The organism is Bradyrhizobium sp. Ce-3 (genome assembly GCF_022835695.1).
GTDB lineage: Bacteria > Pseudomonadota > Alphaproteobacteria > Rhizobiales > Xanthobacteraceae > Bradyrhizobium.
In genome coordinates this window covers 180849-199699 of record NZ_BQUV01000005.1, presented here as the reverse complement: position 1 = coordinate 199699, position 18851 = coordinate 180849, and the positions used below count along the sequence as shown (strand labels likewise).

25 protein-coding genes are annotated in these 18851 nt (G+C 61.3%); 9 read left to right on the top strand and 16 right to left on the bottom strand.

Features of this window, described 5'->3' with window-relative positions; genetic code table 11:
• Positions 1-26 precede the first annotated feature (26 nt).
• The 5 genes from BRSPCE3_RS18825 to BRSPCE3_RS18805 all read right to left on the bottom strand — a co-directional run bounded on the left by BRSPCE3_RS18825 (position 27) and on the right by BRSPCE3_RS18805 (position 4832).
• Positions 27-1682: a hypothetical protein gene (locus BRSPCE3_RS18825; protein ID WP_244067531.1), complete on the bottom strand. Its 1656-nt coding sequence runs from the start codon at positions 1680-1682 to the stop codon at positions 27-29.
• 60 nt (positions 1683-1742) lie between these two features.
• A complete protein-coding gene (locus BRSPCE3_RS18820) occupies positions 1743-2579 on the bottom strand; it encodes a hypothetical protein (RefSeq protein WP_244067530.1) in 837 nt (278 codons plus the stop codon).
• Between the two features lie 136 nt (positions 2580-2715).
• Positions 2716-3624: a hypothetical protein gene (locus BRSPCE3_RS18815; RefSeq protein WP_244067529.1), complete on the bottom strand. Its 909-nt coding sequence runs from the start codon at positions 3622-3624 to the stop codon at positions 2716-2718.
• A gap of 229 nt (positions 3625-3853) precedes the next feature.
• A complete protein-coding gene (locus tag BRSPCE3_RS18810; protein WP_244067527.1) occupies positions 3854-4132 on the bottom strand; it encodes a hypothetical protein in 279 nt (92 codons plus the stop codon).
• A gap of 79 nt (positions 4133-4211) precedes the next feature.
• Entirely contained in the window at positions 4212-4832 is a 621-nt protein-coding gene (locus BRSPCE3_RS18805; protein WP_244067526.1) for a hypothetical protein, read from the bottom strand.
• Between the two features lie 247 nt (positions 4833-5079).
• Between BRSPCE3_RS18805 and BRSPCE3_RS18800 the strand changes: the two genes are divergently transcribed.
• Positions 5080-5370, top strand: coding sequence for a hypothetical protein (locus tag BRSPCE3_RS18800; RefSeq protein ID WP_244067525.1), 291 nt, complete (start codon positions 5080-5082; stop codon positions 5368-5370).
• A gap of 69 nt (positions 5371-5439) precedes the next feature.
• On the opposite strand, the gene BRSPCE3_RS18795 is transcribed toward BRSPCE3_RS18800, so the two are convergent.
• Positions 5440-6012: a hypothetical protein gene (locus tag BRSPCE3_RS18795; RefSeq protein WP_244067524.1), complete on the bottom strand. Its 573-nt coding sequence runs from the start codon at positions 6010-6012 to the stop codon at positions 5440-5442.
• A 128-nt stretch (positions 6013-6140) separates the two neighbouring features.
• On the opposite strand from BRSPCE3_RS18795, the gene BRSPCE3_RS18790 reads away from it, so the two are divergent.
• Positions 6141-6617 (top strand): hypothetical protein, encoded by a 477-nt coding sequence (locus BRSPCE3_RS18790; RefSeq protein WP_244067523.1) that lies wholly within the window; start codon positions 6141-6143, stop codon positions 6615-6617.
• A 61-nt stretch (positions 6618-6678) separates the two neighbouring features.
• Here BRSPCE3_RS18790 and BRSPCE3_RS18785 read toward each other — a convergent pair whose 3' ends face one another.
• From BRSPCE3_RS18785 to BRSPCE3_RS18770, 4 genes are all read right to left on the bottom strand, one after another.
• Positions 6679-8283, bottom strand: coding sequence for a PBSX family phage terminase large subunit (locus BRSPCE3_RS18785; protein WP_375709928.1), 1605 nt, complete (start codon positions 8281-8283; stop codon positions 6679-6681).
• 77 nt (positions 8284-8360) lie between these two features.
• Positions 8361-8615, bottom strand: a complete 255-nt coding sequence (locus tag BRSPCE3_RS18780) for a hypothetical protein (protein WP_244067522.1) — start codon at positions 8613-8615, stop codon at positions 8361-8363.
• A gap of 1 nt (position 8616) precedes the next feature.
• Complete coding sequence (locus tag BRSPCE3_RS18775) at positions 8617-8778, bottom strand: hypothetical protein (RefSeq protein ID WP_244067520.1); 162 nt, start codon at positions 8776-8778, stop codon at positions 8617-8619.
• A gap of 905 nt (positions 8779-9683) precedes the next feature.
• Entirely contained in the window at positions 9684-10064 is a 381-nt protein-coding gene (locus tag BRSPCE3_RS18770) for a hypothetical protein (RefSeq protein WP_244067515.1), read from the bottom strand.
• Between the two features lie 835 nt (positions 10065-10899).
• Between BRSPCE3_RS18770 and BRSPCE3_RS18765 the strand changes: the two genes are divergently transcribed.
• The gene (locus BRSPCE3_RS18765) at positions 10900-11085 is read left to right on the top strand and encodes a hypothetical protein (protein ID WP_244067514.1); all 186 of its coding nucleotides are present in this window, start codon (positions 10900-10902) and stop codon (positions 11083-11085) included.
• Positions 11086-11128: 43 nt separating this feature from the next.
• Here BRSPCE3_RS18765 and BRSPCE3_RS18760 read toward each other — a convergent pair whose 3' ends face one another.
• Positions 11129-11431, bottom strand: coding sequence for a hypothetical protein (locus BRSPCE3_RS18760; RefSeq protein ID WP_375709934.1), 303 nt, complete (start codon positions 11429-11431; stop codon positions 11129-11131).
• 209 nt (positions 11432-11640) lie between these two features.
• On the opposite strand from BRSPCE3_RS18760, the gene BRSPCE3_RS18755 reads away from it, so the two are divergent.
• Entirely contained in the window at positions 11641-11901 is a 261-nt protein-coding gene (locus tag BRSPCE3_RS18755; RefSeq protein ID WP_244067511.1) for a hypothetical protein, read from the top strand.
• Positions 11902-11927: 26 nt separating this feature from the next.
• Here BRSPCE3_RS18755 and BRSPCE3_RS18750 read toward each other — a convergent pair whose 3' ends face one another.
• A complete protein-coding gene (locus tag BRSPCE3_RS18750) occupies positions 11928-12281 on the bottom strand; it encodes a phasin (RefSeq protein ID WP_016847366.1) in 354 nt (117 codons plus the stop codon).
• Positions 12282-12520: 239 nt separating this feature from the next.
• Here BRSPCE3_RS18750 and BRSPCE3_RS18745 point away from each other — a divergent pair, with 239 nt between their 5' ends.
• Complete coding sequence (locus BRSPCE3_RS18745; protein ID WP_018272817.1) at positions 12521-12706, top strand: hypothetical protein; 186 nt, start codon at positions 12521-12523, stop codon at positions 12704-12706.
• Between the two features lie 13 nt (positions 12707-12719).
• Here the strand turns inward: BRSPCE3_RS18745 and BRSPCE3_RS18740 are convergent, their stop codons facing one another.
• The 3 genes from BRSPCE3_RS18740 to BRSPCE3_RS18730 all read right to left on the bottom strand — a co-directional run bounded on the left by BRSPCE3_RS18740 (position 12720) and on the right by BRSPCE3_RS18730 (position 15384).
• Positions 12720-12923: a hypothetical protein gene (locus BRSPCE3_RS18740; RefSeq protein WP_244067509.1), complete on the bottom strand. Its 204-nt coding sequence runs from the start codon at positions 12921-12923 to the stop codon at positions 12720-12722.
• Positions 12924-13065: 142 nt separating this feature from the next.
• Positions 13066-14199 (bottom strand): alpha-hydroxy acid oxidase, encoded by a 1134-nt coding sequence (locus BRSPCE3_RS18735; RefSeq protein ID WP_244067507.1) that lies wholly within the window; start codon positions 14197-14199, stop codon positions 13066-13068.
• A gap of 165 nt (positions 14200-14364) precedes the next feature.
• On the bottom strand, positions 14365-15384 hold the full coding sequence (locus BRSPCE3_RS18730; protein WP_244067506.1) for a GlxA family transcriptional regulator: 1020 nt from the start codon (positions 15382-15384) through the stop codon (positions 14365-14367).
• 63 nt (positions 15385-15447) lie between these two features.
• On the opposite strand from BRSPCE3_RS18730, the gene BRSPCE3_RS18725 reads away from it, so the two are divergent.
• The 4 genes from BRSPCE3_RS18725 to BRSPCE3_RS18710 all read left to right on the top strand — a co-directional run bounded on the left by BRSPCE3_RS18725 (position 15448) and on the right by BRSPCE3_RS18710 (position 18551).
• Positions 15448-16161 (top strand): hypothetical protein, encoded by a 714-nt coding sequence (locus BRSPCE3_RS18725; RefSeq protein WP_244067505.1) that lies wholly within the window; start codon positions 15448-15450, stop codon positions 16159-16161.
• Positions 16161-17453: an MFS transporter gene (locus BRSPCE3_RS18720; RefSeq protein ID WP_244067503.1), complete on the top strand. Its 1293-nt coding sequence runs from the start codon at positions 16161-16163 to the stop codon at positions 17451-17453. Before BRSPCE3_RS18725 ends, BRSPCE3_RS18720 begins: the two co-directional genes overlap by 1 nt.
• Positions 17454-17571: 118 nt before the next feature.
• On the top strand, positions 17572-18234 hold the full coding sequence (locus BRSPCE3_RS18715) for a YqcI/YcgG family protein (RefSeq protein ID WP_244067501.1): 663 nt from the start codon (positions 17572-17574) through the stop codon (positions 18232-18234).
• Positions 18231-18551: a cupin domain-containing protein gene (locus BRSPCE3_RS18710; protein ID WP_244067500.1), complete on the top strand. Its 321-nt coding sequence runs from the start codon at positions 18231-18233 to the stop codon at positions 18549-18551. The genes BRSPCE3_RS18715 and BRSPCE3_RS18710 overlap by 4 nt, the downstream gene beginning before the upstream one ends.
• Before the next feature lie 24 nt (positions 18552-18575).
• Here the strand turns inward: BRSPCE3_RS18710 and BRSPCE3_RS18705 are convergent, their stop codons facing one another.
• Positions 18576-18758, bottom strand: coding sequence for a hypothetical protein (locus BRSPCE3_RS18705; RefSeq protein WP_244067498.1), 183 nt, complete (start codon positions 18756-18758; stop codon positions 18576-18578).
• Positions 18759-18851: the final 93 nt, after the last annotated feature.

The following is an 18851-nucleotide window of genomic DNA, read 5'->3' as shown; positions in this document are numbered from 1 at the left end:
GATGGTCGACAGGCACCAGGGAAAAGTCAGACATGATGAACAACCATCAAGAACTTGCCGGGCCGCTTCGGGTCCGGAACATAGTGATGGCCGTCTCTCGCCTTTCGTGCCCCCGGCAAATGGGAGCGTTCCGATTTCCGCGCTTCCGTCGCAGCCTTCAGATGCGTGTCGAATACCTTGATCTGGGCATCGAGCTCGGCCTTGATCTTCGCCAGTTCGATCTCGGCTTCGGCCTTGAGCTTTTGATGGATCGCATCGGCCTGTGCCTTCTGCTGCTCGATCTGCGCACGATGGGCAACCGCAAGCTGATCGGCCTGCGCCTTGGCCTGCAGCGCCAGCATCCGTGGATCGGGCGGCGGCGTTGGCGGCGCCGGCGGCGGATACAATAGCTGGCCGGTCTGCGGATTGACGGCGGTCGGGTCGTTGAAGAACCGGCCCGGGTTCTTGTGCCCCATGATCCGGGTCAGCTCGACGGCGGTGTTGTAGAGCTCGCGGTCGCCGACCATGTTGAGCTTGCCGCCGCCAATCAATTCCTTCTGTACATTGGCCAGCGCCATCACCTGCGCGAATTGCTGCGCCTTGCCGCCGGTGCCGAGGCCGACATTGATCGTCATGTCGTCGCGGGTCTTCCAGTTGCGCGGATCGACGGTGATCCAGGCATTGCGCAGCCGCACCGTTTGCTGCTGCTGACCGTGCTTGCGGATGGTGCCGTGCAACAGCGCGAAGACGTCGCGCACGCCCTCGGCCATGATCCGCGCAATCAGCTTGATCCGCATCTGCGAGGCCGAGAACACCTGAGCCACCGCAGTCGCGGACTGGTTCTGCAATGCATTGGCATCGATGCCCTGCGACTGGCGGCTGAGACCGGTGCGGCTCTCGAGCTCGGCATCGAGATACTGCATCATCGGGTAGATCGACGAGGTGATGTCGGGCACCACCTGCCAGTTCAGCCCGCCCGGAGTCTTGGTGCGCACGACGCCGCCCGGCCGCGAGACCAGCAAGTCATCGAGCGTATTGGGCCCGGCATTGCTCTCGGCCACCTCGACGCGAGGATTGTTGTGCAGATAGAGATTGTCCAGCGCGCCACGCTTCAGCGCGGTCTTCTCCCGCTGCAACGGCATCACGAGCTCCGCAATCGAGCGCCCGAAGAACCGGTGCGTCATCGGCACCGGCGTCGTCGCCGCGAAGGGAACGGCGTCGAATGCCGTGATACAGTCGCGCCCATCCTTGCGCAGGATCTCGCTCTCGTCACCGCCGGTGATCACCTGGTACAGGCACGGCCGGCCGTTGCCTTCATAGTCCATCCGCACATAGTGCTCGGTGACCCGAACCAGCCGCGCCGCGGCGTTGATCCCGCCGGCACCGGTGCCGAAATGTTCGTCTGCGGTGTCGCGCGCGAGCGTCTCGATATTGGCGTAGCCCGTATAGTCGTTCAGCGACTTGATCTGCGCGGCATCAAAGCCTTCGGCGATCAGCTGAGCTTCCGTCTTGGTCACCACTTCGTGGAAGCAATAGTTGCAGTCGCGGATGCAGCGTGCGCCGCGCTCGATGCCGAATTCCTCCGGCGGAACGCCCATCACCCTCGCCTGCGCGAGCTTTCGCGTGGTGACGATGGTGACGTCATGAGTAATGGGTGAGCCAAGCGGCAGCGCCGCCGGCCCCTGAAGCATGGGAACAGCCATGTTTGTGAGAACTCATCTGATGGAGGTGTACGACGGTTCGACGCGCGATACGCCGGTCGTCTATTTGCGCGAATTGCGCGCGTATCTTTGCGGAATACCGTCAAGACCGAGCGGCAGCAGATCGGGATATCGCGGATCGGCAATGTCAGGCGGCAAAAGAGGACGACCAGAGACCCTCTGGAGAGACCTCGCCGGAGGTGCATCTTGGTTGACGACGTCGGTCGGCGGCCGGGCCTCGATCACTGACGCTGGCCGATCTCGACCTTCCACATCGTTATCCGTGAGAGCAACTATCCGCCCCAGAAGACCCCCCGCCGTTTCAAGCGAGGCAGGCCGCGTAGCGGGCACAGGTTCGAGGAATGGATTGAGAGTCGATGCCGGCTGTCGCCCACCCGCCGAAGCAAAGGCGGCCCCATTCGTGTTCGGCCTGCTCAATTTATCCAATGATGGCGCTACATCGACTCGCTTCGGCGGACCCAAGATCCAATATCTTGGATCGACGGGATCCGGTTCAACCCAGCCGGGCGGGCGGTCAGGCGGATCAGTCCATTTCTCTGTGGGATCGGGCCATTTTGCGTCCCCTGACGGGTAGCTAAACGGTTGATTGGGATCGAATGAAGGTTCGGTTGGCAATTGCGCTGAGTCTGACTGGCCGGTTAGACTCTGAAACTGCTGAAACTCATCGAGGTTGGGTATTGTCCCGCCGCCGATAATAAATGGAAGACTGTTATTGAATTCTTTCAACCCCGATTTTCGTTCTAGCTCGCGCCTTCGCTCCTGCTCTTGCTTCCGCTCCAGTTCCCGCTGTCGCTCTCGCTCTCGTTCCAATGGATTTGCATCAATCTTCGAAAGAATACGGCTCGATGCTGGATTCCGTTCTGGGACAATTTTTTTCATTTCAGCTTCTATCGGTTAGACACTTCCTCGATCTGCTGCAGACACGGAGCAGTGTTCCAATTGCGGGATATTTGCTCGCCCTTTCGGACAGCGCCGGAGCAGGTCTGTCGCCAATCCCAACGCGCACAGCACAGCATTATGGGTCGTAGATAATCTTGGTCTTCCATCCCAGCCAGGCCGCGGCCATGTCATCGACCTCGCTCTGGCTTTCTGGGTAGGCTTCATAGACGATCTTTGTCTTGAACAATCCTGGGTAGTACCTCGGGTGAATCGTCCAGGCGATGTCGCGATCCACTCCCGAATCCGCATACATGGCCACCAACCGCCGTCGCACGTAGCGGCTGTCTGGAGGCACTTGGAAGGGGGAGACGGCTCGGTCCTTGAAGAATTCTTGGAACATCCCTGAAATCACATCGCCGCCGTCCTCTATACATGGTCCGCGTTGCAACTTCGGACCGCCCCCGTCGTGGGGGTCCACCAGAAAAGTGCAAAGAGGAGGCGCTGTATCTATGCCCGGAGTATTGTGCCAGGCGACCAGAGCGCCCCTGAGCACATATGTCTCGTAGGATGCGACAAGAAAAAATAGCGCGCAGGCTGAATAACAATAGTCATAAACGACGACCTTCGCGCGACGATCCCGAATGATGTCCGAAAGCTCGATCGCCGGCGCCGCTATCCCGCCGTTACTCCGAACGACAAAGAGCCCGCCTTCCGCGAGGCTTCTCGCCAGTGAGACATTCAAGTTTGCAGCAATAGGGCCGTCAAAACACAGGATTCGCTTATCTGGGCTGAGGGACAGCGGACCTGGACTGGACATTGAACCCAAGCCGCGCAGCGCATTCTGTCGGCAGTATCTGACAGCCCGGTAGAACGAATCCTTATCGAAACCATCCGGCTCTGCATGGACTAACCGGAGACTGCACATTTGAAGCAGGATCACTAGAAACGCTGTCCACCGAATCTTGGGTCGCACGAATGCTTCACGCCACGCCCCGATGATCACTGCGCCGCAGATGAGGTGAAGGATCATGAAGTAGCTCAACATCTTGCATGGAATCTCCATGTCGACAAGTTGGCTTCGACCCGGGACGACCTCAGCCGACGGCCCAGTCAGGCAATCCTTCAAAGTCTGGCCCCATGGCCAGCCAAACGTTGCTCCACCATAAGTCCCTGCTGTCATCTGTGCTCCCTACCCCGTTTGATCGACTGCCAGCCCGCAGTTGGTTCGATAGGATTTCCAGGATTTGAATGATAGGCGGCCCAGAAGAAGCCGATCAGCACGGCACAACTAAACACAGCATTTCCCGCCGCGAAAATCCAGGCGAACCGCTCAACGCAGCCGCGCACCCACCGCACAGCATCTTCATGTACTCAGCTTGCAGGGATAGCGGCGTCGAAGGCGCGAACGCATAAGTGTGAAGCGCGTATCGCGACATGTCGTAGTCCTGGAACTGTGGAAGGAACGCATCGACAAGCTCGCGACGAATGACCTCGGACTTGACGGCCGACCATATGGCGACAATCGCGGCGACGGCAAAGAAGACGACAGACATGGCAATTCCCCGAACATTTCGACGACAGTCGACACTATGCACCAGACTCCCCGCGCTTCGCCATCCGGCCTGGAAACCGTCAGCGATCCGAGGGGTAGTTGTCGCGCAGATAGTCGAGCATCAGACCGTACAGGCCGCCGGGTTGCGGTGATGATGCCGCTGGGGCCGTCGGGCTCCATGGTAGGACCGGCGCAGCCGATGTTCGCCAATCACCCATACCGTCCCCAAGCGCACCTTGCTGGCTCCGGCTAAGATACCGAAGCGGCGCTTCGCTGGGAGCGCCAGCAGAGCCGACGCCGCCGCGCAGATCCCGTTCGAATGGGGAGAGTTCGTCATTGGGTCCCATGGCGGGCGTGACGAGGTTCAACGATGGCGCGCGCCGCAACAGATCGCTGGCAACCAATCCTGACCTAGCCAAATAATCGGAAACCTGTTGAGGCGTCCAAGTATAGGTCATTGCGGCGCTCGCACCTGGTGAACCGACCCCGGCTTCAATGGACGACACCTTCGCCTTCCACGGCAGCGGAATGTTGTATTGATCCGGAATGCTGGCATTCACGGTCACGGACGGTACAATTGACGACACGTTGCCGGATGCGCCCCAGCCAAGAGTGTCCCGTGACGTCATTCCATTCCTGAGAAAGACCGCGTGCGGGCCCCACCCGCTGGTGCCGATACCCACGCTTCCCGTATAGGTCACGCGTGGCGCGTCCGGCGACCCAGGGTTCGCATAGTAAGATCTTTGAATCCCGAAAGGCGTGAATGGGATCGGTATCGTGAATGACCCTCCGTCGGGCCAACGAATACTACGCTCACGCTCAGCCATTGCTATCTCCAGTGATTGGTGGCAAGCACTTGCCAACGTTCCGCAAACGCTGCGACTTTGCAGTCGCAAGAAACTCGCGTGTCAGTACTCGGCGCTCAACTCCAGTTTGGAGCCTGCGACAATGGACAGCCTCACAATTGCGATTGTTGTAGCGTGGTTCGCGGGATCGCTCGCTCTTCTGTTGTGGTGGGGCAACAACATGCGCCTGGCGTTGAACAATCTGCTTCCGGGCACCCGCTTCTCGGAATATGCGAAAACCAGTATCTTTGGTTTTCGGTTCGTCGCCCGCGCCATCAAGCCGGAGAGGCTTACGGAGCTAGGACGCAGCTACCGCCTGAAGGCAATGCGTATCGAATGGATCATGCTGGTTTGGGGTATTCTGAGCATGTTGCTGCTCGGGACTTCCTTCTAGGTCAGTCGCGCGAGCGTCAATTCGTTGTCTTCGCGCGGATACCCTGTGATGCACCGGGAGCCGGCGCAGTCAGCTCGTCGCCTCCGTCACGGCATCGTCAGCCGTACCATGCACGGTGTGCTCGACGATCTTCATCGCGCTGCCCGACTCCATCACAGCCTGCGCCAGCAGCGCAAACTGGTCGTCGCTGAGATCGTAATAGGTCTCCCGGCTCTCCTCTTCGCTCTCTTCCCACCACACCTTGACGATGCCGACCTTCGACAGCAGCGCGTCCTTGATGAAGGAATAGAGCGTCATGAAGCCGGGATTCTGCTGCATGAAGACATGATTGACGTAGTCGGTCTCCTGCTGCGCGGCTGCCTCGTCCTCGGGGCCGACCGGCTCGAAGCGCACGACCTCGTCGGAGCCGGCGAAGATATCCATCAGCGAGGGCATCAGCCCCTCGATGGTATCGGCGACATCGGTCGACACCGCACGCGAGCGGCCGTCCTGCGCCGGCATGTCCTTGCGCATGTCGCCGAGATAATAGTCCATCGCATCCGCCCGTTCCTCGGCGAGCCGCGCCGCGGACAGCGCCGCGAGCGCATCGGCCTTTTCGGAGGCGAGCATCGCCTTGAGATCGGGGGTAGACATTTTTGCCATTGGTGGAACCTCTGGTTTGCGGGCTGTCAGACTCGACATGAGCTGCAGCGATTCACAATCTCGCAGAAACTCTCGGCTCACGGGGCGGCAAGGCCGAGGACCGGCGATTCCAGGAAACCACGCTGGTCATGCGGATTGACGAGAAGGCGATCCCGGTCCGGAAAACACTCTATTGCCCCGCTAATGCTCAGCGCCTGTACGCCGACAACAAGGCGCAAGAGGAAAGGAAGGCGGCAGAGGAAAAAGCGATGCAACATCCTTGGCGACCGAGGCCCGGTGTCTACGCGCCCCCTGGCAATGATCTCAACGAGCGCTGCCTTCAGGCGGGAAGCACCGTTATCGATCTCGATCAGCGGTCTATTACAACCGGCACCGACAAGTGCGGCGTGACCTCCATCCGAGATAATCTGGACAACATCCAGGTTTTCGTCGCCTGCAACACGCCACCAAGTCCAAAGACCGTGATCTTGAAGCGGGTCGACGACAAGACCCTGCTCCTGAAGAAAAGCGTGAACAAGGAATTCAGGGACGATGGCGGTTCACTTGCTTGCTGCCAGGAAGCGGCGCAGCAGATTTACGCCGCGACGTCAAAACGCGGCAAGTAACTCACCGTGGTATCCGACAAGATGGGCCTCTCATTCGGCAGACACCTGGACAACCACACGCTCACACCCATCCCTGCTCACGATACCGGATCACCCGATTAAAACTTCCCGCCCTTCCCGGCGCCTCGTAACAAATCGCCATCAGGCCGAGCGCGTCGGCGGCGTGGCTTGACCAGTCGTGCTCCGGGCCGAGCCCGACATTGCGCACCTCGTCCTTGCGCTCGTGGTAGAAGCCGATCGCGTCGCGGCCGGCTTCTGTCGTCGCCTCATTCCACCAGATCTGCGGCCCGAGCCGACGCAGTGCCTCGATCCGCATCATGGCCGCGCCGCGGCCCTGGTTCTTCACCGGCGGCTCGACGGTGAAGCCGGCGTCGCGCAGATGGTCCTCGTAGCGCTTGCCGGTGACGTTGTTGGTCGCCATGCCGTCATGCGGCAGATAGAGGGTCGCGTTCTGATAGCCGCGCGAGCGCAGCCAGTTGACGTGATATGCCAACACCTGGCCGGCACTCTCATAATAGTCGAGGATCCTGATTTCGCTGCCGGCCCACTGCACGATCCACATCGTGAAGGCGTCGGCGGTCGCGCCGGCGCCGCCGATGTCGATGAAGGCGCGCAGCGGCAATAGCGGATCCGCGGCCACCTTGCCGATCCGGCCGTCCTTGTGCGCATGGCCCAGGAGCTCCGCGAAGTACGCGCCTTCGAACGCCTGCACGTAGCCTCCTTCCCAGATGTGATTGTAGCGATCGGGATAGAGCGAAAGATCAGTGCGCCGCTCTTCATCGAGCACAGGTGGAAACCACGGATTGTCCCGCCAGTTCGCGTTGACGACGATCGCTCCTGGCGGCTTGCGTACGCGGAGGAAATCATCGATCGCGTCGGACTTCCGCCGTGGATTCCAGCTCGCCCATAATTCCGAACCTGGCGCACGGATCGTCGGTCGCAGCAAGGCGAGGCTATGCGCGCTCAGCGACTGCGCTTCGTCGATCCACGCGACCTTGAAGCCTTCGAGGCTCTTGATCGAGTCCGCCGTGTGATCCCGCATGCCCCGGAAGATCATCACGCCGTCGCCGGGCGTCGCAATCCTGTCCGAATAGGCCTTGAACCCCTGACCGACACCAAGCGACGCAATCTTGCTTTCGATCAGCCGCTTCGATGATTGCGCCAGCGTCCGCTGCGCCTCGCGAATACACACTGCGAGCGTGCCGCGCTCAGCCTGGCACCTCTCGACAAGGAGTTCGCCGAAGAAATGGGATTTTCCCGAGCCGCGGCCGCCGAATGCGCCCTTGTATCGTGCCGGCCGAAGCAGCGGTTCGAACACTTTTGCGGTTGGAATTTTCAGGATCGACAAGGCTGCTCTCGGTAATGCAAATCGGATCGGACGCCCGCCTGGTGCCGAGCGCAGGAGACAAAAAGCCAAGAGCCCAATCAAGGTGGCGAAAGTCACTTCGATTTCCAGGTGGCCGTCTCCGCGGTACCGATAGCCGAGCCAGTTGAATTTGTGAGAATCGAGGACTGAGCCCACCTGGACCTTGCCGAATGAGACAATTGGCAAGACCAGCTGAGCTATGGCGTAACCCAATAGCCACCAGGTCGATTCAAAGGCTGAGAGAAGCACTGTCATGCCCACCGCCCGGAGCACTCGAAGAAGCCGATAGGCAATGGCCATCGACATACGTCACCCTACGAACCATAAAACCGCCGCCAGAGGACCCGTTACGGTTGGATAGACTGCGGCCGCTGCTCTCAGGTATCTTCGCCATCAACCTCCTCAGGCGCGACGATGATCCGCTCGATGCGATGCACAAGCTCGAGCGCCCCGTCGCCGTTTTCGATCGCCTGCGGCGCTTTGCCCCAGCCGCGATCGAGGATGGCATTGGCGGCGGAGACGCGGGCGGCCGGGGTTGCGCTGGTCGATCGCATCACGCCGACCAGCGCGTTCAGTGCGCTTCTCGTGTGGCTCCTCGCAAGCGAACGGATCTGGGTGATCGTCTTCGCCAAGCTATTTCTCCTCCCAATCAGACGGAAGATATTCGCTCGGAGCCGTGTCGACATCCTTCGTGTCAGGATCGGGCAGCACTGAGCGAAATGCGATCGTGGGAAAATCCGTTCGCTCGCGTGCGTGATGCGGACGGGGGATGAATTGGATGATCTCGGCGCTCATGCAAACTCCGACAATGCAATGGCGATCAAGCCCGCGACCGCGAGCGATATCAGGTAAATGGTCATGCAGACCTCGTTGATTGGCCGCCCGCGCGAAACGGCCCTGGAATGAATGTGCGGCAGATCGCGCAGCGGGCGGCGATCTTTGGGGCGCGAACCTTATCCCTGACGTGCGGGGCCGCGGGCGGCGCCGGCTTTCGCCGCGCCGCAGGACCGGCGCGTTCGCGCGCGCCGGCCAATGTCGTGCTGGTTTCAAGGGGTTCGGACGGCGGCTCGCTTTTCGACGCTCAGGCGACGGGCTGGGAGGATGTGGCGTCGTGACGTTGCGGCCGCCGTCCGATTGGTGAAACGGCAAACAAAAAGCCCGCCGCGGATTGCTCCGCGCGGGCTCAACAATTTCTGATTTTCGGATTATGCCCCTGAGTTGCCCGACGTGTCAAACATTTTTGCGAGCTGAATCGGAAACGTTCGATGCGCCCGCTGCTACAGCGGCTCGTACATTTTTGCGTGCAAACTTTCAAGATCGACAAATCTGCCACCGATGAGCCAGGACCTCATGGGTACCGAGCACCGAGCTACCGCCTCGCTGCGATGGTCGCCCACGGACCGTCACTGACGAGGAACTGGCCGGATCAGGCCGGCCAGCCAATCATTGGAATCTGTCTCCGGAACATCGGAGAGACGAGAGGTAAGCCTTCATCTCATTTTCGTAGCTTGCGGTCTGATCGAACTGCTCTTGAGCCAAAGCTCCGGCAATGGCTTCTGTAGGTACTCCATACCTCGCTGCCGCAGCGGTGATCTGGGGTGCCATCGATCGAACCAAGGCCAGGGCTTTCTTGCCGTATGACGGAGTGGAGGCCATGATTAATCTCTTTGGGTATGAGTTTCAGGCCGGTTTTCGAGTACTTACGAAAGAGCCCAGAAGTAGGCCCAGACTCCCGCCCAATCCAAAATGACGCAAGTCAAGACAACCGTGTTCCATAAGACGACGCGTGAGATCCACTTGATCCCCACAAGAATTGCGGTCAGGACAACAACGAGCGGTGAGAACGACACAAGTGTAACGATCGCAATATCACGAGCGAACTCGTCCAACGGGCCAACAAGCAGCACCGTGATCCAGATCGCCAACGTCGAAAGGCCGAAGATGATCCCCACAGACAGGACCAATCTGTAAGTCGCCGGACGGAGACGAAGAAAATAAGTTGGAAACACGCATCCGATAGCGGCAATCGTGGAGAGATGATTGATCATCGGTGTCGCGCGGATAATCTGCTCGGCGTCCATGAATTGTCCCCGCCGAAGGCGATTTAGATGAGACATCACCCCAACCGCTCATTGAACCAAGCGAACTTACAACACCCGAGGTTCACTGCCAGCAATCGGCGGCGCATCTGCTCTCTAAAGTATACGAGCAAATGCCGCGCAGCAGCGCCCACAAACCTGAGCATATGTTGCGCATGGTTTCAGGAGTTTTTGTGCAGAAGAGCAGGCGCCCGCGCGAAGCGGCCATCGAATGAATGTGCGGCAGATCGCGCAGCGGGCGGCGATCTTTGAGGCGCGAACCTTATCCCTGACGAATGGGGCCGCGGGCGGCGCCGGCTTTCGCCGCGCCGCAGGACCGGCGCGTTCGCGCGCGCCGGCCAATGTCGTGCTGGTTTCAAGAGGGGTCGGACGGCGGCTCGCTTTTCGACGCTCAGGCGACGGGCTGGGAGGATGTGGCGTCGTGACGATGCGGCCGCCGTCCGATTGGTGAAACGGCAAACAAAAAGCCCGCCGCGGATTGCTCCGCGCGGGCTCAACAATTTCTGATTTTCGGATTATGCCCCTGAGTTGCCCGACGTGTCAAACGTTTTTACGAGCTGAATGCGATCGGTAAAATATGACGCGTCGGCTTCGAGGGCGGGAAACCGCCCTGATCGAAAAGTCGGTGCATGTTCCGGAATCGCGACACGAGCCGGCGCCGATCGCCGTATGCTCCTTGCGATGATGCCAGTGTGCCGCTGAGTTGCCCGACGCGTCAAGTGCGACAAGCGCTCACAACATTTGGATCGGCATCAGGACAGTTTTGGCTCGCGTCGATCGACCCGCGCCGCAGTTTGATTGCAAGGAGGAAGCGCCGATGTATTTCGTTGCTGCCGCGCTCGCGGTCCTGTCCGGGCTGTTCTATGCCGCCGGCCATCACCAGATCGGTTCGCTCGGTATCACCATGTGCCAGTATGGCGGCATCTTCTGCGACAGCCCGCTGCTGGCTCTCGTCGGCGCCGGATTTGCCGCAGCGTGGGGCATGCTCGTCAGCATGCGCTGACCATCCCGCGATCGTCCCGGATGCGGTCCACGAGCGCCCCACACTATTGCGGCGGGATCGGGTTTGCCGGTTGAGCAGGCTTGGGGCCCGGTGGAGCAGGCTCGATCGGCGCCTTGGGCTCGGACGGCATCACCTTTGCGCCGGCCGCACGTGCTGCCTCGCCGGTCGTTGAGTGATTTGCGGAGGCAGCCGGCTGGACCTCCGGCTTGCTCCACGGACCGTGGTCGACGATCAACATGCCCAGCACGCCGAGGATGGCAACCACAGCCGCAACCAACAGCGGCGTGCCTCCGTGCCGATTTCGATGCTCGACCGGATCGTGCCGGGTAATGCCATGCGCATGCATCGTCATCATCGTCTCCTCCACGGAAACAAGCCGCGAGCCGCGCGTAAGTTTCCGGTTCCTCGATATGAAAGCGAGGCATGCCGGTGGAACCAATCCAGGCCTGTTGAATTTTCACGATACCGGGCCGCCTCGCCGTTCAGAACACGCGAACACGCGGCTCGCCAAAAGGCGGCGGGCACCTGGCCTTCAGCAAATCCTGGGGACGATACATGAGCTCCGAAATCCCGGAATCCCCGCTACAGCCCACGCTCGGTGAGCGGGCGATCGACGCCGCGACGGACGTTTCGCGCACCATCACGGAGGTGTCGGACGGACTTCGGGCGGCCGCCGATCGCCTCAGCGACGCGATCGCAACTTCGCGCCGGCCGGGCGGAGCGCTGGCCACTGTGAGTGCGGTCACGCGCGAAGCGCCGCTCGCAAGCTTGTTCGTCGCGTTTTTGCTGGGCGTCGCTGTCGCGCGCCGGCGCTAGGCGGCGATGCGCCGCGAAGGCCGGTCCTAGAACTTGCCCTTTGTCGCGTCCTTGGTCGCGGACATCACGCTTCCGCTGATCTGCCGCATATGTTCGCCTGCATTGGTGAACTGGCTGCGCAGGAATTCCGACTGAATCCGCATCGCCTCCTGCAGATCGGTGGCGTGCACGAGCTTGCGTGCATGCTCGAACGCCGCCTTCATGTTCTGCTCGGTGAACGACAGCGCCTGTTTGGAAATCTCTGTCCCCGCGCCCGGCATCGACGTCATCGACTTGCTCGCGGCATCAAAGAACAGGCTGAAGGCCTGTTCGGCCTGGTCAATGGTCTTTTCCGCGAGATCGCGCAACTCGGCGGGAACTTCAAGCTTTGGCTCAATCATGATCGCGCCCCCTGAAAAAAGCGTCTGGCGACGTTAGCATAGATTGTAACGGCGTCAGCGCCGTATCGCCAACCAGGACAGGGTCCGGTCCGCTCCGGCAGCCGAGGAAAAATTACCTAGCGGTGAGACCGTATCACCGGCGGATTCCAATCATGTCAGCACTGTGGCATAGTGATTCGGCCTCGTTGTTGGTCGCGTTCGCGTCTCTTGTCGCGTCTCTTGGGGAATAAGGGGATCCGATGCTGCGCGCCGTTCGTCCAACACCGACCTGCACCCGTTTCAAGACCAGCATCGAAATGCCGTGCATGAAATGCGGCACGCAGATGCGGCTTGCTCTGATCGAGCCGCGCGACCAGGTCTACGACGTGCTGACTTACCAGTGCACGCCGTGCAATTCCGGCGAAAGCTTCCTGAACGCGCGCTAGGCTGCCAGCCCGTTCAGTCGCTCAGCACCGCGGCGCCGGCCTCCGTCAGCGCTGGCTCGTCGTCATGCATTTCAACCAGACCGAGCTCAGTGAGGAGGCGTAAATCCTCGTCGCTGACCGGAGACAATCTGAGCCTGCGAGCCTGGATATCGCGAAGGGTCCAGCGTAAGCCGATCGCGCGTTCAAGTGAAAATTCAGCGAATGGATGATCTGCCATCCACCTCGACTAGTGCCGCATTTGGATCAGACTTTGTCTTTGCCACGGCGGCTTCATGGACACCACAGATTGATGGCGAGTTGGCGACCAGGGCACCCACCGCCCTGATCGTCTCACCGCGCCCTACGGCTCTCAGGGCCGCTCAGTAGCGGTACGGTTCGATATCGAGCAGCGGGAATGCGCTGAACACGCTCGGCAGGTTGGTCGGCATCGCCGGATGCAGATAGGACTTGTCCAGCTCGGCAAAGCTGGTGACGCCGAGCAGCCCCAGGCAGCGGATCACCTCGTCCTCCAGCAATTCCAGCATCCGGACAATGCCCGCCTCGCCGGCCGCGGCGAGCGCCAGGCATTGCAGACGGCCGATCCCGACAAGGTCGGCGCCCGAGATGACGGCCTTCACAATGTCGGTGCCGCGGCAGATCGAGCCGTCGACCATGATCTTGGCCCGACCGGCGACAGCCTGAACGATCTCGGGCAGCACATGCATGGAGCCACGGCCGTGATCGAGTTGCCGTCCGCCGTGATTTGAGACGTAGATCCAGTCGACCCCGTGATCGAGCGCGATCCTGGCGTCTTCGGCGGTTGCGATTCCCTTGAGGATCAGCGGAATCTTGAACTTGTCCTTGATCAACTTCACCGTCCGCCATTCCAGCCCCTTCTGGAAATCGCCGCCAGTGGCGCGAATGCGGCTTTCGCGGACATAGCGCTTGGCGATGTCGCGCTCGCGCCGGCTGTAATGGGCGGTGTCCACCGTGAGGCAGAACGCGGCGTATCCGTTGTCGATGGATCGGCTGACCACATCCTCGACGAAGGCATCGTCGCCGCGCACATAGAGCTGGAAGATGCGCAAGGCGTCAGGTGCCGCCTTGGCGGTGTTCTCCAACCCGGGCTCGGACACCGAACTCAGCATATGCGCCGCGCCGAACGATCCAGCTCCGCGCGCGACGGCAGCGCCCGCCTCCGGGTCGAAGATCTCAAGGGCGCCGACCGGGGCGATCATCACGGGAAGTCGGAGCTTGCGCCCGAATACCTCGGTGGAAGGATCGACATTGATGACGTTGCGCAGGACGCGCGGCCGGAACGCGATCTCGTCGAGCGCCATTCTGTTGCGGCGCATCGTGGTTTCGGTCTCCGAGGCACCGACGACATAGTCCCAGGCGTTCTGGTTCAGCTTGGCGCGGGCCTTTTGCGCGAATTCGTGCAGGTTCTGGAATTCCTCGCCGCTGGCGCCGAGTTCGACGTTGCGCGCCTGCTGGATGGGGGTCCCGTCATTCATGGTGTTTCTTCTCCCGATTTTGCGGGCACCTTAGCCGCAGACAAACCGGAAAAGCTACCACCTTGAACCATGAATCAGGTCAGCGAAGGCCAGCTATTCGCGCATGAGATAGATCGGCTTTCGAGGCGAAGCCGCCGCATCCGAACTGGCCGCGCCCGCGGCGAGCTAGCTGCCGGAAAACCGGTTTCGGTACTCGGTCGGCGACACGCCGAGGTGGCGCAGGAAAGCCCGCCGCATCCGTTCGTCATCGCCAAAGCCTGCGCGCTTGGCGACCTCGACCACGCCGCCGATCTGGCGGCTTTCGAGCAGCAAGCGCGCCGTCTCCACACGAAGCGCTTCGACGCCGCTTGCTGGCGTCATGCCGGTGCGGCTGACATAGGTCCTGGCGAAGGTGCGCGGCGTCATCCCGGCCTTCTCCGCGAGGGTCTCGACCTTGAGGTCATCAGTGATGTTCTCGATGATCCAGGCATGCAGTGCGCTGAAGCGCCCCTCGACGTCCGACGCCTGGGCTGCAAGGACGGTCGAGAACTGGCTCTGGCCGCCCGGCCGCTTCAGAAACACCACCAGTCTGCGCGCAACATCGAGCGCGATGGTGTGGCCGAAATCCTCCTCGATCATGGCGAGTGCCAGGTCGATGCCCGCACTGACGCCGGCCGACGACCAGACCCGCCCATCCTTGACGAAGATGGCGTTGGGCTCGACGCGGATATTCGGGAAACTGTCCTGCAGGCGCGGGCAATAGCGCCAGTGCGTTGCAGCACGCTTGCCGTCGAGGATCCCGGTCCAGGCTAGCGCAAAGGCGCCGAGGCATACCGACGCGATACGACGCGCCTTCGGTAACGCTTCCGCAATCCACCCCATCAATCTGGCGTCGTTCCGGATCTTCCAGATCCCCGGCCCGCCGGGGATCACGAGCGTGTCGACCTCGACAGGAGCAATGCTGTCGATCGGCGCCGTGTCGATCATCATGCCGACATCGGTCGGGACCAAACCGCCCGAGGTCGACAAATAGGATATCGAGTAGCCGGGCCCCGGCAGTTCGATCGCCTCCAGTTCAGCGAACACCTGCGCCGGCCCGGAAATATCAAGCAAGGTTACGCCGGGAAAGGCGACGATCGCGATCGATCGGGTCGCTTTCTTGTCGCGCGGCTCGGGCCGGGGCGCTTTGGCAGTTTTCGAGGGCATATTGTCCTTTAAGCCATTCGAGGCTGCCCTGTATAGCTCGCGGTGGACCTCTGGAGTTCTGCCATGTCGGGAAATCTGGGCAGCGGATACGAGGCGATCAAATCGCCTTGGACGGACTACGCGATCTACAGTCTACCCGACGCTTCCCGGATCGAAGCCTGCGACCGTCAGCCGCTGATGGACGCCATGAACGGTATCATCGCCGTCAACTGGCAGGCTACCGAGCCGCACTGGACCGCAACCTCCTCGCCCTTCGACAAGAAGTACAGCCTGATCCTCGTCTACGACGGCTCCGGCCTCGTCGCCTTCTCGGTCTATCGCATCCTGCAGATGTCGGCCGGACTTGGAATCTATCGGAGCGGCACGGAAGTGCTCCCGGCACACCAGGGTCGTGGGTTCTACAGCTTCTTCACGTCGGAAGTCCTGAAGTGTTCGGGCGCCGCCGAGAGAGCCGACGGCAACGTGCTCTACGGCTGGCGCACCCGAAATCCGATCGTGTGGGCTGCGAACGCTAAGATTTGCGAAAAAGTGACTCCATCATTGCTCGATGACGCGCAGGATCCCGCGTTGCAAGCGGCCTGTGTCGAGATGTGCACCTCGCTCTATCCAGGCAAGCCGCTCGAACTGCCTGACATGATCATGCGTGGCGCTTACGGCCACATTAAACACCATCGGCAGGCCTATCGTGGCACCGTGTCGCTGGTCGATGCAGCGATGTCGCGCAAGATCCCGAATTCAGCGGATGCCCTTTTCTCAGTCGGGTACGCGAGGGTTTGATGTCGATGCTCGGACAACAAGCGGTATACGCCCCGACGTCGCGCTTCACCGATCGCGCCTATCTCGCCTGGACGGCGGTCGCGATCGCCTACGCCGTTGCGTTCCTGCAGCGCGTGTCGCCGCAATCGGTCAGTCTCAGCTTCATGCACGACTTCCACACCGACGCCGCCGGTGTTGCGATGCTCGCCTCGAGCTACTTCTGGGGCTACACCCTGATGCAGATTCCGGCTGGCCTTCTGGTCGACCGTTACGGCGTGAAGCGCGTCGTCCTCATCAGCATGATCGCCTCGACGCTCGGCAGCGCAGCGTTCGCGTTGGCGCCGAACCTGCTCGACGTCTTCGTCGCGCGCCTGATCGTTGCCTGCGGCGACGCTCTGGTCTTCACCGCGCTCCTGAAGCTGGTCGCGCAGAGCTTCGCGGACGAGCGGTTTGGCATGATGTCGGGCATCTCGCAGGTCTCCGGCTATGTCGGAGGCGTGATCGCGACCACGCCGCTCGCAGCCGCGGTCTCGGGGTTCGGCTGGCGAGCCTGCTTCCTCTTCATCGCCTGCATTGGGCTTGCGAACCTCGCCTTCGCCAAGCTCGCGCTCAAGCCGGATCCGGCCCCGCATAGCGACAAGACGCTGAAAGGCGTTGCCCGCGCTGCGCGGCAAGCGCTGGCCCATATAGCGAACTGGGGCTGCGCCTTGACGTTCGCATCGCACTTCGCGGTCGTGACGACGCTGTCGGGCGTCTGGGGCATTCCGATGGTCGCGCACTTGTTCCATATTACACCGACCGCTGCCGGCACGCCCCTACTCGCCTTCATGATCGGCAACGCGCTCGGCTCGATCTTCCTCGGTCACGCCGCCGATCGTGCGGCGGCAATGCTCGACCGCGCGCTGATCGGTATTTGCGTGTTGCGCATGGTGCTGATCGCGCTGCTGCTGCCGCCGATCGCCCAGACGTTTGGTCTGGCCTACGTCACCGTCGTGTTCACGGTCCTGGGCCTCGTCGCCGGCGGCACCGTCCCGCTGGTGTTGAAATGCGTCAAGAAACTCTACACCGCCGACCTGATCGGTGTGGGAGCTTCCGTAAACACCACGGCCGCCGGGATCTTCGCCGGCGTTTCGCAGCCCATCATTGGTTTCGCGATGCTCGCTGCGAGCAACGTCTCCGGAACCGACGCCGTGCATAACACGGCCGCGATCGGTGACGGCGGTTACAGCGCCTTGATCGTCATTCTGCTTCTGATGTCGCTGCCCGGCGTCGCCGGGCCGCTGCTGATGAGAAGCAAGTTGATAGCTCGTTAGTGTCGTTATGAGTGTAGGGGGTGTTATGGAGCGCTTGTTCTTGAGAAAAGACGAAGTCGCGGCAAACTTTCCGGTCAGCAGCTGGCAAAGCGTGATGTTCTCCGAGTTTGAGGCGCAGATGAGCAGTGAAGCTAGGCCGTTCCCTTGCGTGTTCGGGGTGACCGGACATCGCCAGGATCAGCTTCGCTACCTCTTCCTCGATCCGTACGACGTCGCTGTGCTTGGCGAACAGCTCGCACAATATGTTTCGGAGGCGCGCTCGTTCGGTCCCAATACGTCGTTGATCGTGTTCACGCGGCCCCGCCCCGTGCAAACGCTCGACGCCTATTATCGCAAGATGTGGCTGACGCTCGACCAGCTTGCGCGGCTGGACAAGAACCCGTGGCCCTCGGACATCCCGGAGCAGATCGACCACCCGATGTGGGAGTTCTCGTTCGCCGGCGAGCCGATCTTCGTGGTCTGCACCACACCCGCGCATGTCATGCGCCAGAGCCGCCGGTCGAGCGCCTTCATGCTCACGTTCCAGCCGCGCTGGGTGTTCGACAAGATCCTCGGGACCGAGAAGGCGGCGACCGCCGCGTTCGCCGAGGTGCGCAAGCGCCTGATCCCGTACGACAGCGCGAGCCCCTCTCCGCTCCTCGGCCGCTACGGCGCGACCGACGGCCGCGAATATCTGCAGTACTTCCTGCACGACGACAACAATGCGAGCGGCGGCTGCCCCTTTGCCAAGCTCGCCCAGAACAAGACGACACCTATCGCGAACAAGGAACAGGCAGCATGACCCAGATCATCGCGGGCACGAAGACCGAATTTGCCATCGATCCGGAGATCCTGAGCCTGCTCCCAGCCCAGGGTTCCGTCGAGCTGCAGCATGACGCGGCTGGCAAGGTGCATCACTTCCACACCCATCCGGTCGATGAAATCCTGATGATCATCAGCGGCCGGCTGAACTTCATCTGGGATAACGGCGAGCGGGTGGTTGGTGCCGGCGACACCATCCTGCTGCCTGCCGGCACCCCGCATCAATCCGAAGCGCTTGAAGGCGGCGCCATCTACGTCATCGCGACGCTGCCGCCCGCCAAGCCAATGAACAACTGACACACGATGGAGATTGCGAGCACCTCAGGACAGTGAGGGACCGCGCGGCGGCTCAACCGCCAAACGCTCGACCAGTTCGATGACCTCGGAACGCTGGTCGGGCGCAAGTCGAAGGAAGGCCTTCAACAGTCGCAGGCCTTCCAGTGTTTCGCTCGATGGAGCTCCGAGCTTTTTCTGCAGCTCTGCAACATATGTGGGATTTTTCATCTCGCACCTTAAGTGAGGATTACGAATGGCATACCCCGGTAAACGTGAAGGCTTGGCCCAGAAGGTCGATACCGCAGCGCAAGAGGCCGAACG

Bases quoted from the DNA above. Each gene is read 5' to 3' on its own strand.
- BRSPCE3_RS18825 (WP_244067531.1), bottom strand. From the start codon at position 1,682: ATGGCTGTTCCCATGCTTCAGGGGCCGGCGGCGCTGCCGCTTGGCTCA.
- BRSPCE3_RS18820 (WP_244067530.1), bottom strand. From the start codon at position 2,579: ATGAAAAAAATTGTCCCAGAACGGAATCCAGCATCGAGCCGTATTCTT.
- BRSPCE3_RS18815 (WP_244067529.1), bottom strand. From the start codon at position 3,624: ATGTTGAGCTACTTCATGATCCTTCACCTCATCTGCGGCGCAGTGATC.
- BRSPCE3_RS18810 (WP_244067527.1), bottom strand. From the start codon at position 4,132: ATGTCTGTCGTCTTCTTTGCCGTCGCCGCGATTGTCGCCATATGGTCG.
- BRSPCE3_RS18800 (WP_244067525.1), top strand. From the start codon at position 5,080: ATGGACAGCCTCACAATTGCGATTGTTGTAGCGTGGTTCGCGGGATCG.
- BRSPCE3_RS18795 (WP_244067524.1), bottom strand. From the start codon at position 6,012: ATGGCAAAAATGTCTACCCCCGATCTCAAGGCGATGCTCGCCTCCGAA.
- BRSPCE3_RS18790 (WP_244067523.1), top strand. From the start codon at position 6,141: ATGCGGATTGACGAGAAGGCGATCCCGGTCCGGAAAACACTCTATTGC.
- BRSPCE3_RS18785 (WP_375709928.1), bottom strand. From the start codon at position 8,283: ATGGCCATTGCCTATCGGCTTCTTCGAGTGCTCCGGGCGGTGGGCATG.
- BRSPCE3_RS18775 (WP_244067520.1), bottom strand. From the start codon at position 8,778: ATGAGCGCCGAGATCATCCAATTCATCCCCCGTCCGCATCACGCACGC.
- BRSPCE3_RS18770 (WP_244067515.1), bottom strand. From the start codon at position 10,064: ATGGACGCCGAGCAGATTATCCGCGCGACACCGATGATCAATCATCTC.
- BRSPCE3_RS18765 (WP_244067514.1), top strand. From the start codon at position 10,900: ATGTATTTCGTTGCTGCCGCGCTCGCGGTCCTGTCCGGGCTGTTCTAT.
- BRSPCE3_RS18760 (WP_375709934.1), bottom strand. From the start codon at position 11,431: ATGCATGCGCATGGCATTACCCGGCACGATCCGGTCGAGCATCGAAAT.
- BRSPCE3_RS18755 (WP_244067511.1), top strand. From the start codon at position 11,641: ATGAGCTCCGAAATCCCGGAATCCCCGCTACAGCCCACGCTCGGTGAG.
- BRSPCE3_RS18750 (WP_016847366.1), bottom strand. From the start codon at position 12,281: ATGATTGAGCCAAAGCTTGAAGTTCCCGCCGAGTTGCGCGATCTCGCG.
- BRSPCE3_RS18745 (WP_018272817.1), top strand. From the start codon at position 12,521: ATGCTGCGCGCCGTTCGTCCAACACCGACCTGCACCCGTTTCAAGACC.
- BRSPCE3_RS18740 (WP_244067509.1), bottom strand. From the start codon at position 12,923: ATGGCAGATCATCCATTCGCTGAATTTTCACTTGAACGCGCGATCGGC.
- BRSPCE3_RS18735 (WP_244067507.1), bottom strand. From the start codon at position 14,199: ATGAATGACGGGACCCCCATCCAGCAGGCGCGCAACGTCGAACTCGGC.
- BRSPCE3_RS18730 (WP_244067506.1), bottom strand. From the start codon at position 15,384: ATGCCCTCGAAAACTGCCAAAGCGCCCCGGCCCGAGCCGCGCGACAAG.
- BRSPCE3_RS18725 (WP_244067505.1), top strand. From the start codon at position 15,448: ATGTCGGGAAATCTGGGCAGCGGATACGAGGCGATCAAATCGCCTTGG.
- BRSPCE3_RS18720 (WP_244067503.1), top strand. From the start codon at position 16,161: ATGTCGATGCTCGGACAACAAGCGGTATACGCCCCGACGTCGCGCTTC.
- BRSPCE3_RS18715 (WP_244067501.1), top strand. From the start codon at position 17,572: ATGAGCAGTGAAGCTAGGCCGTTCCCTTGCGTGTTCGGGGTGACCGGA.
- BRSPCE3_RS18710 (WP_244067500.1), top strand. From the start codon at position 18,231: ATGACCCAGATCATCGCGGGCACGAAGACCGAATTTGCCATCGATCCG.
- BRSPCE3_RS18705 (WP_244067498.1), bottom strand. From the start codon at position 18,758: ATGAAAAATCCCACATATGTTGCAGAGCTGCAGAAAAAGCTCGGAGCT.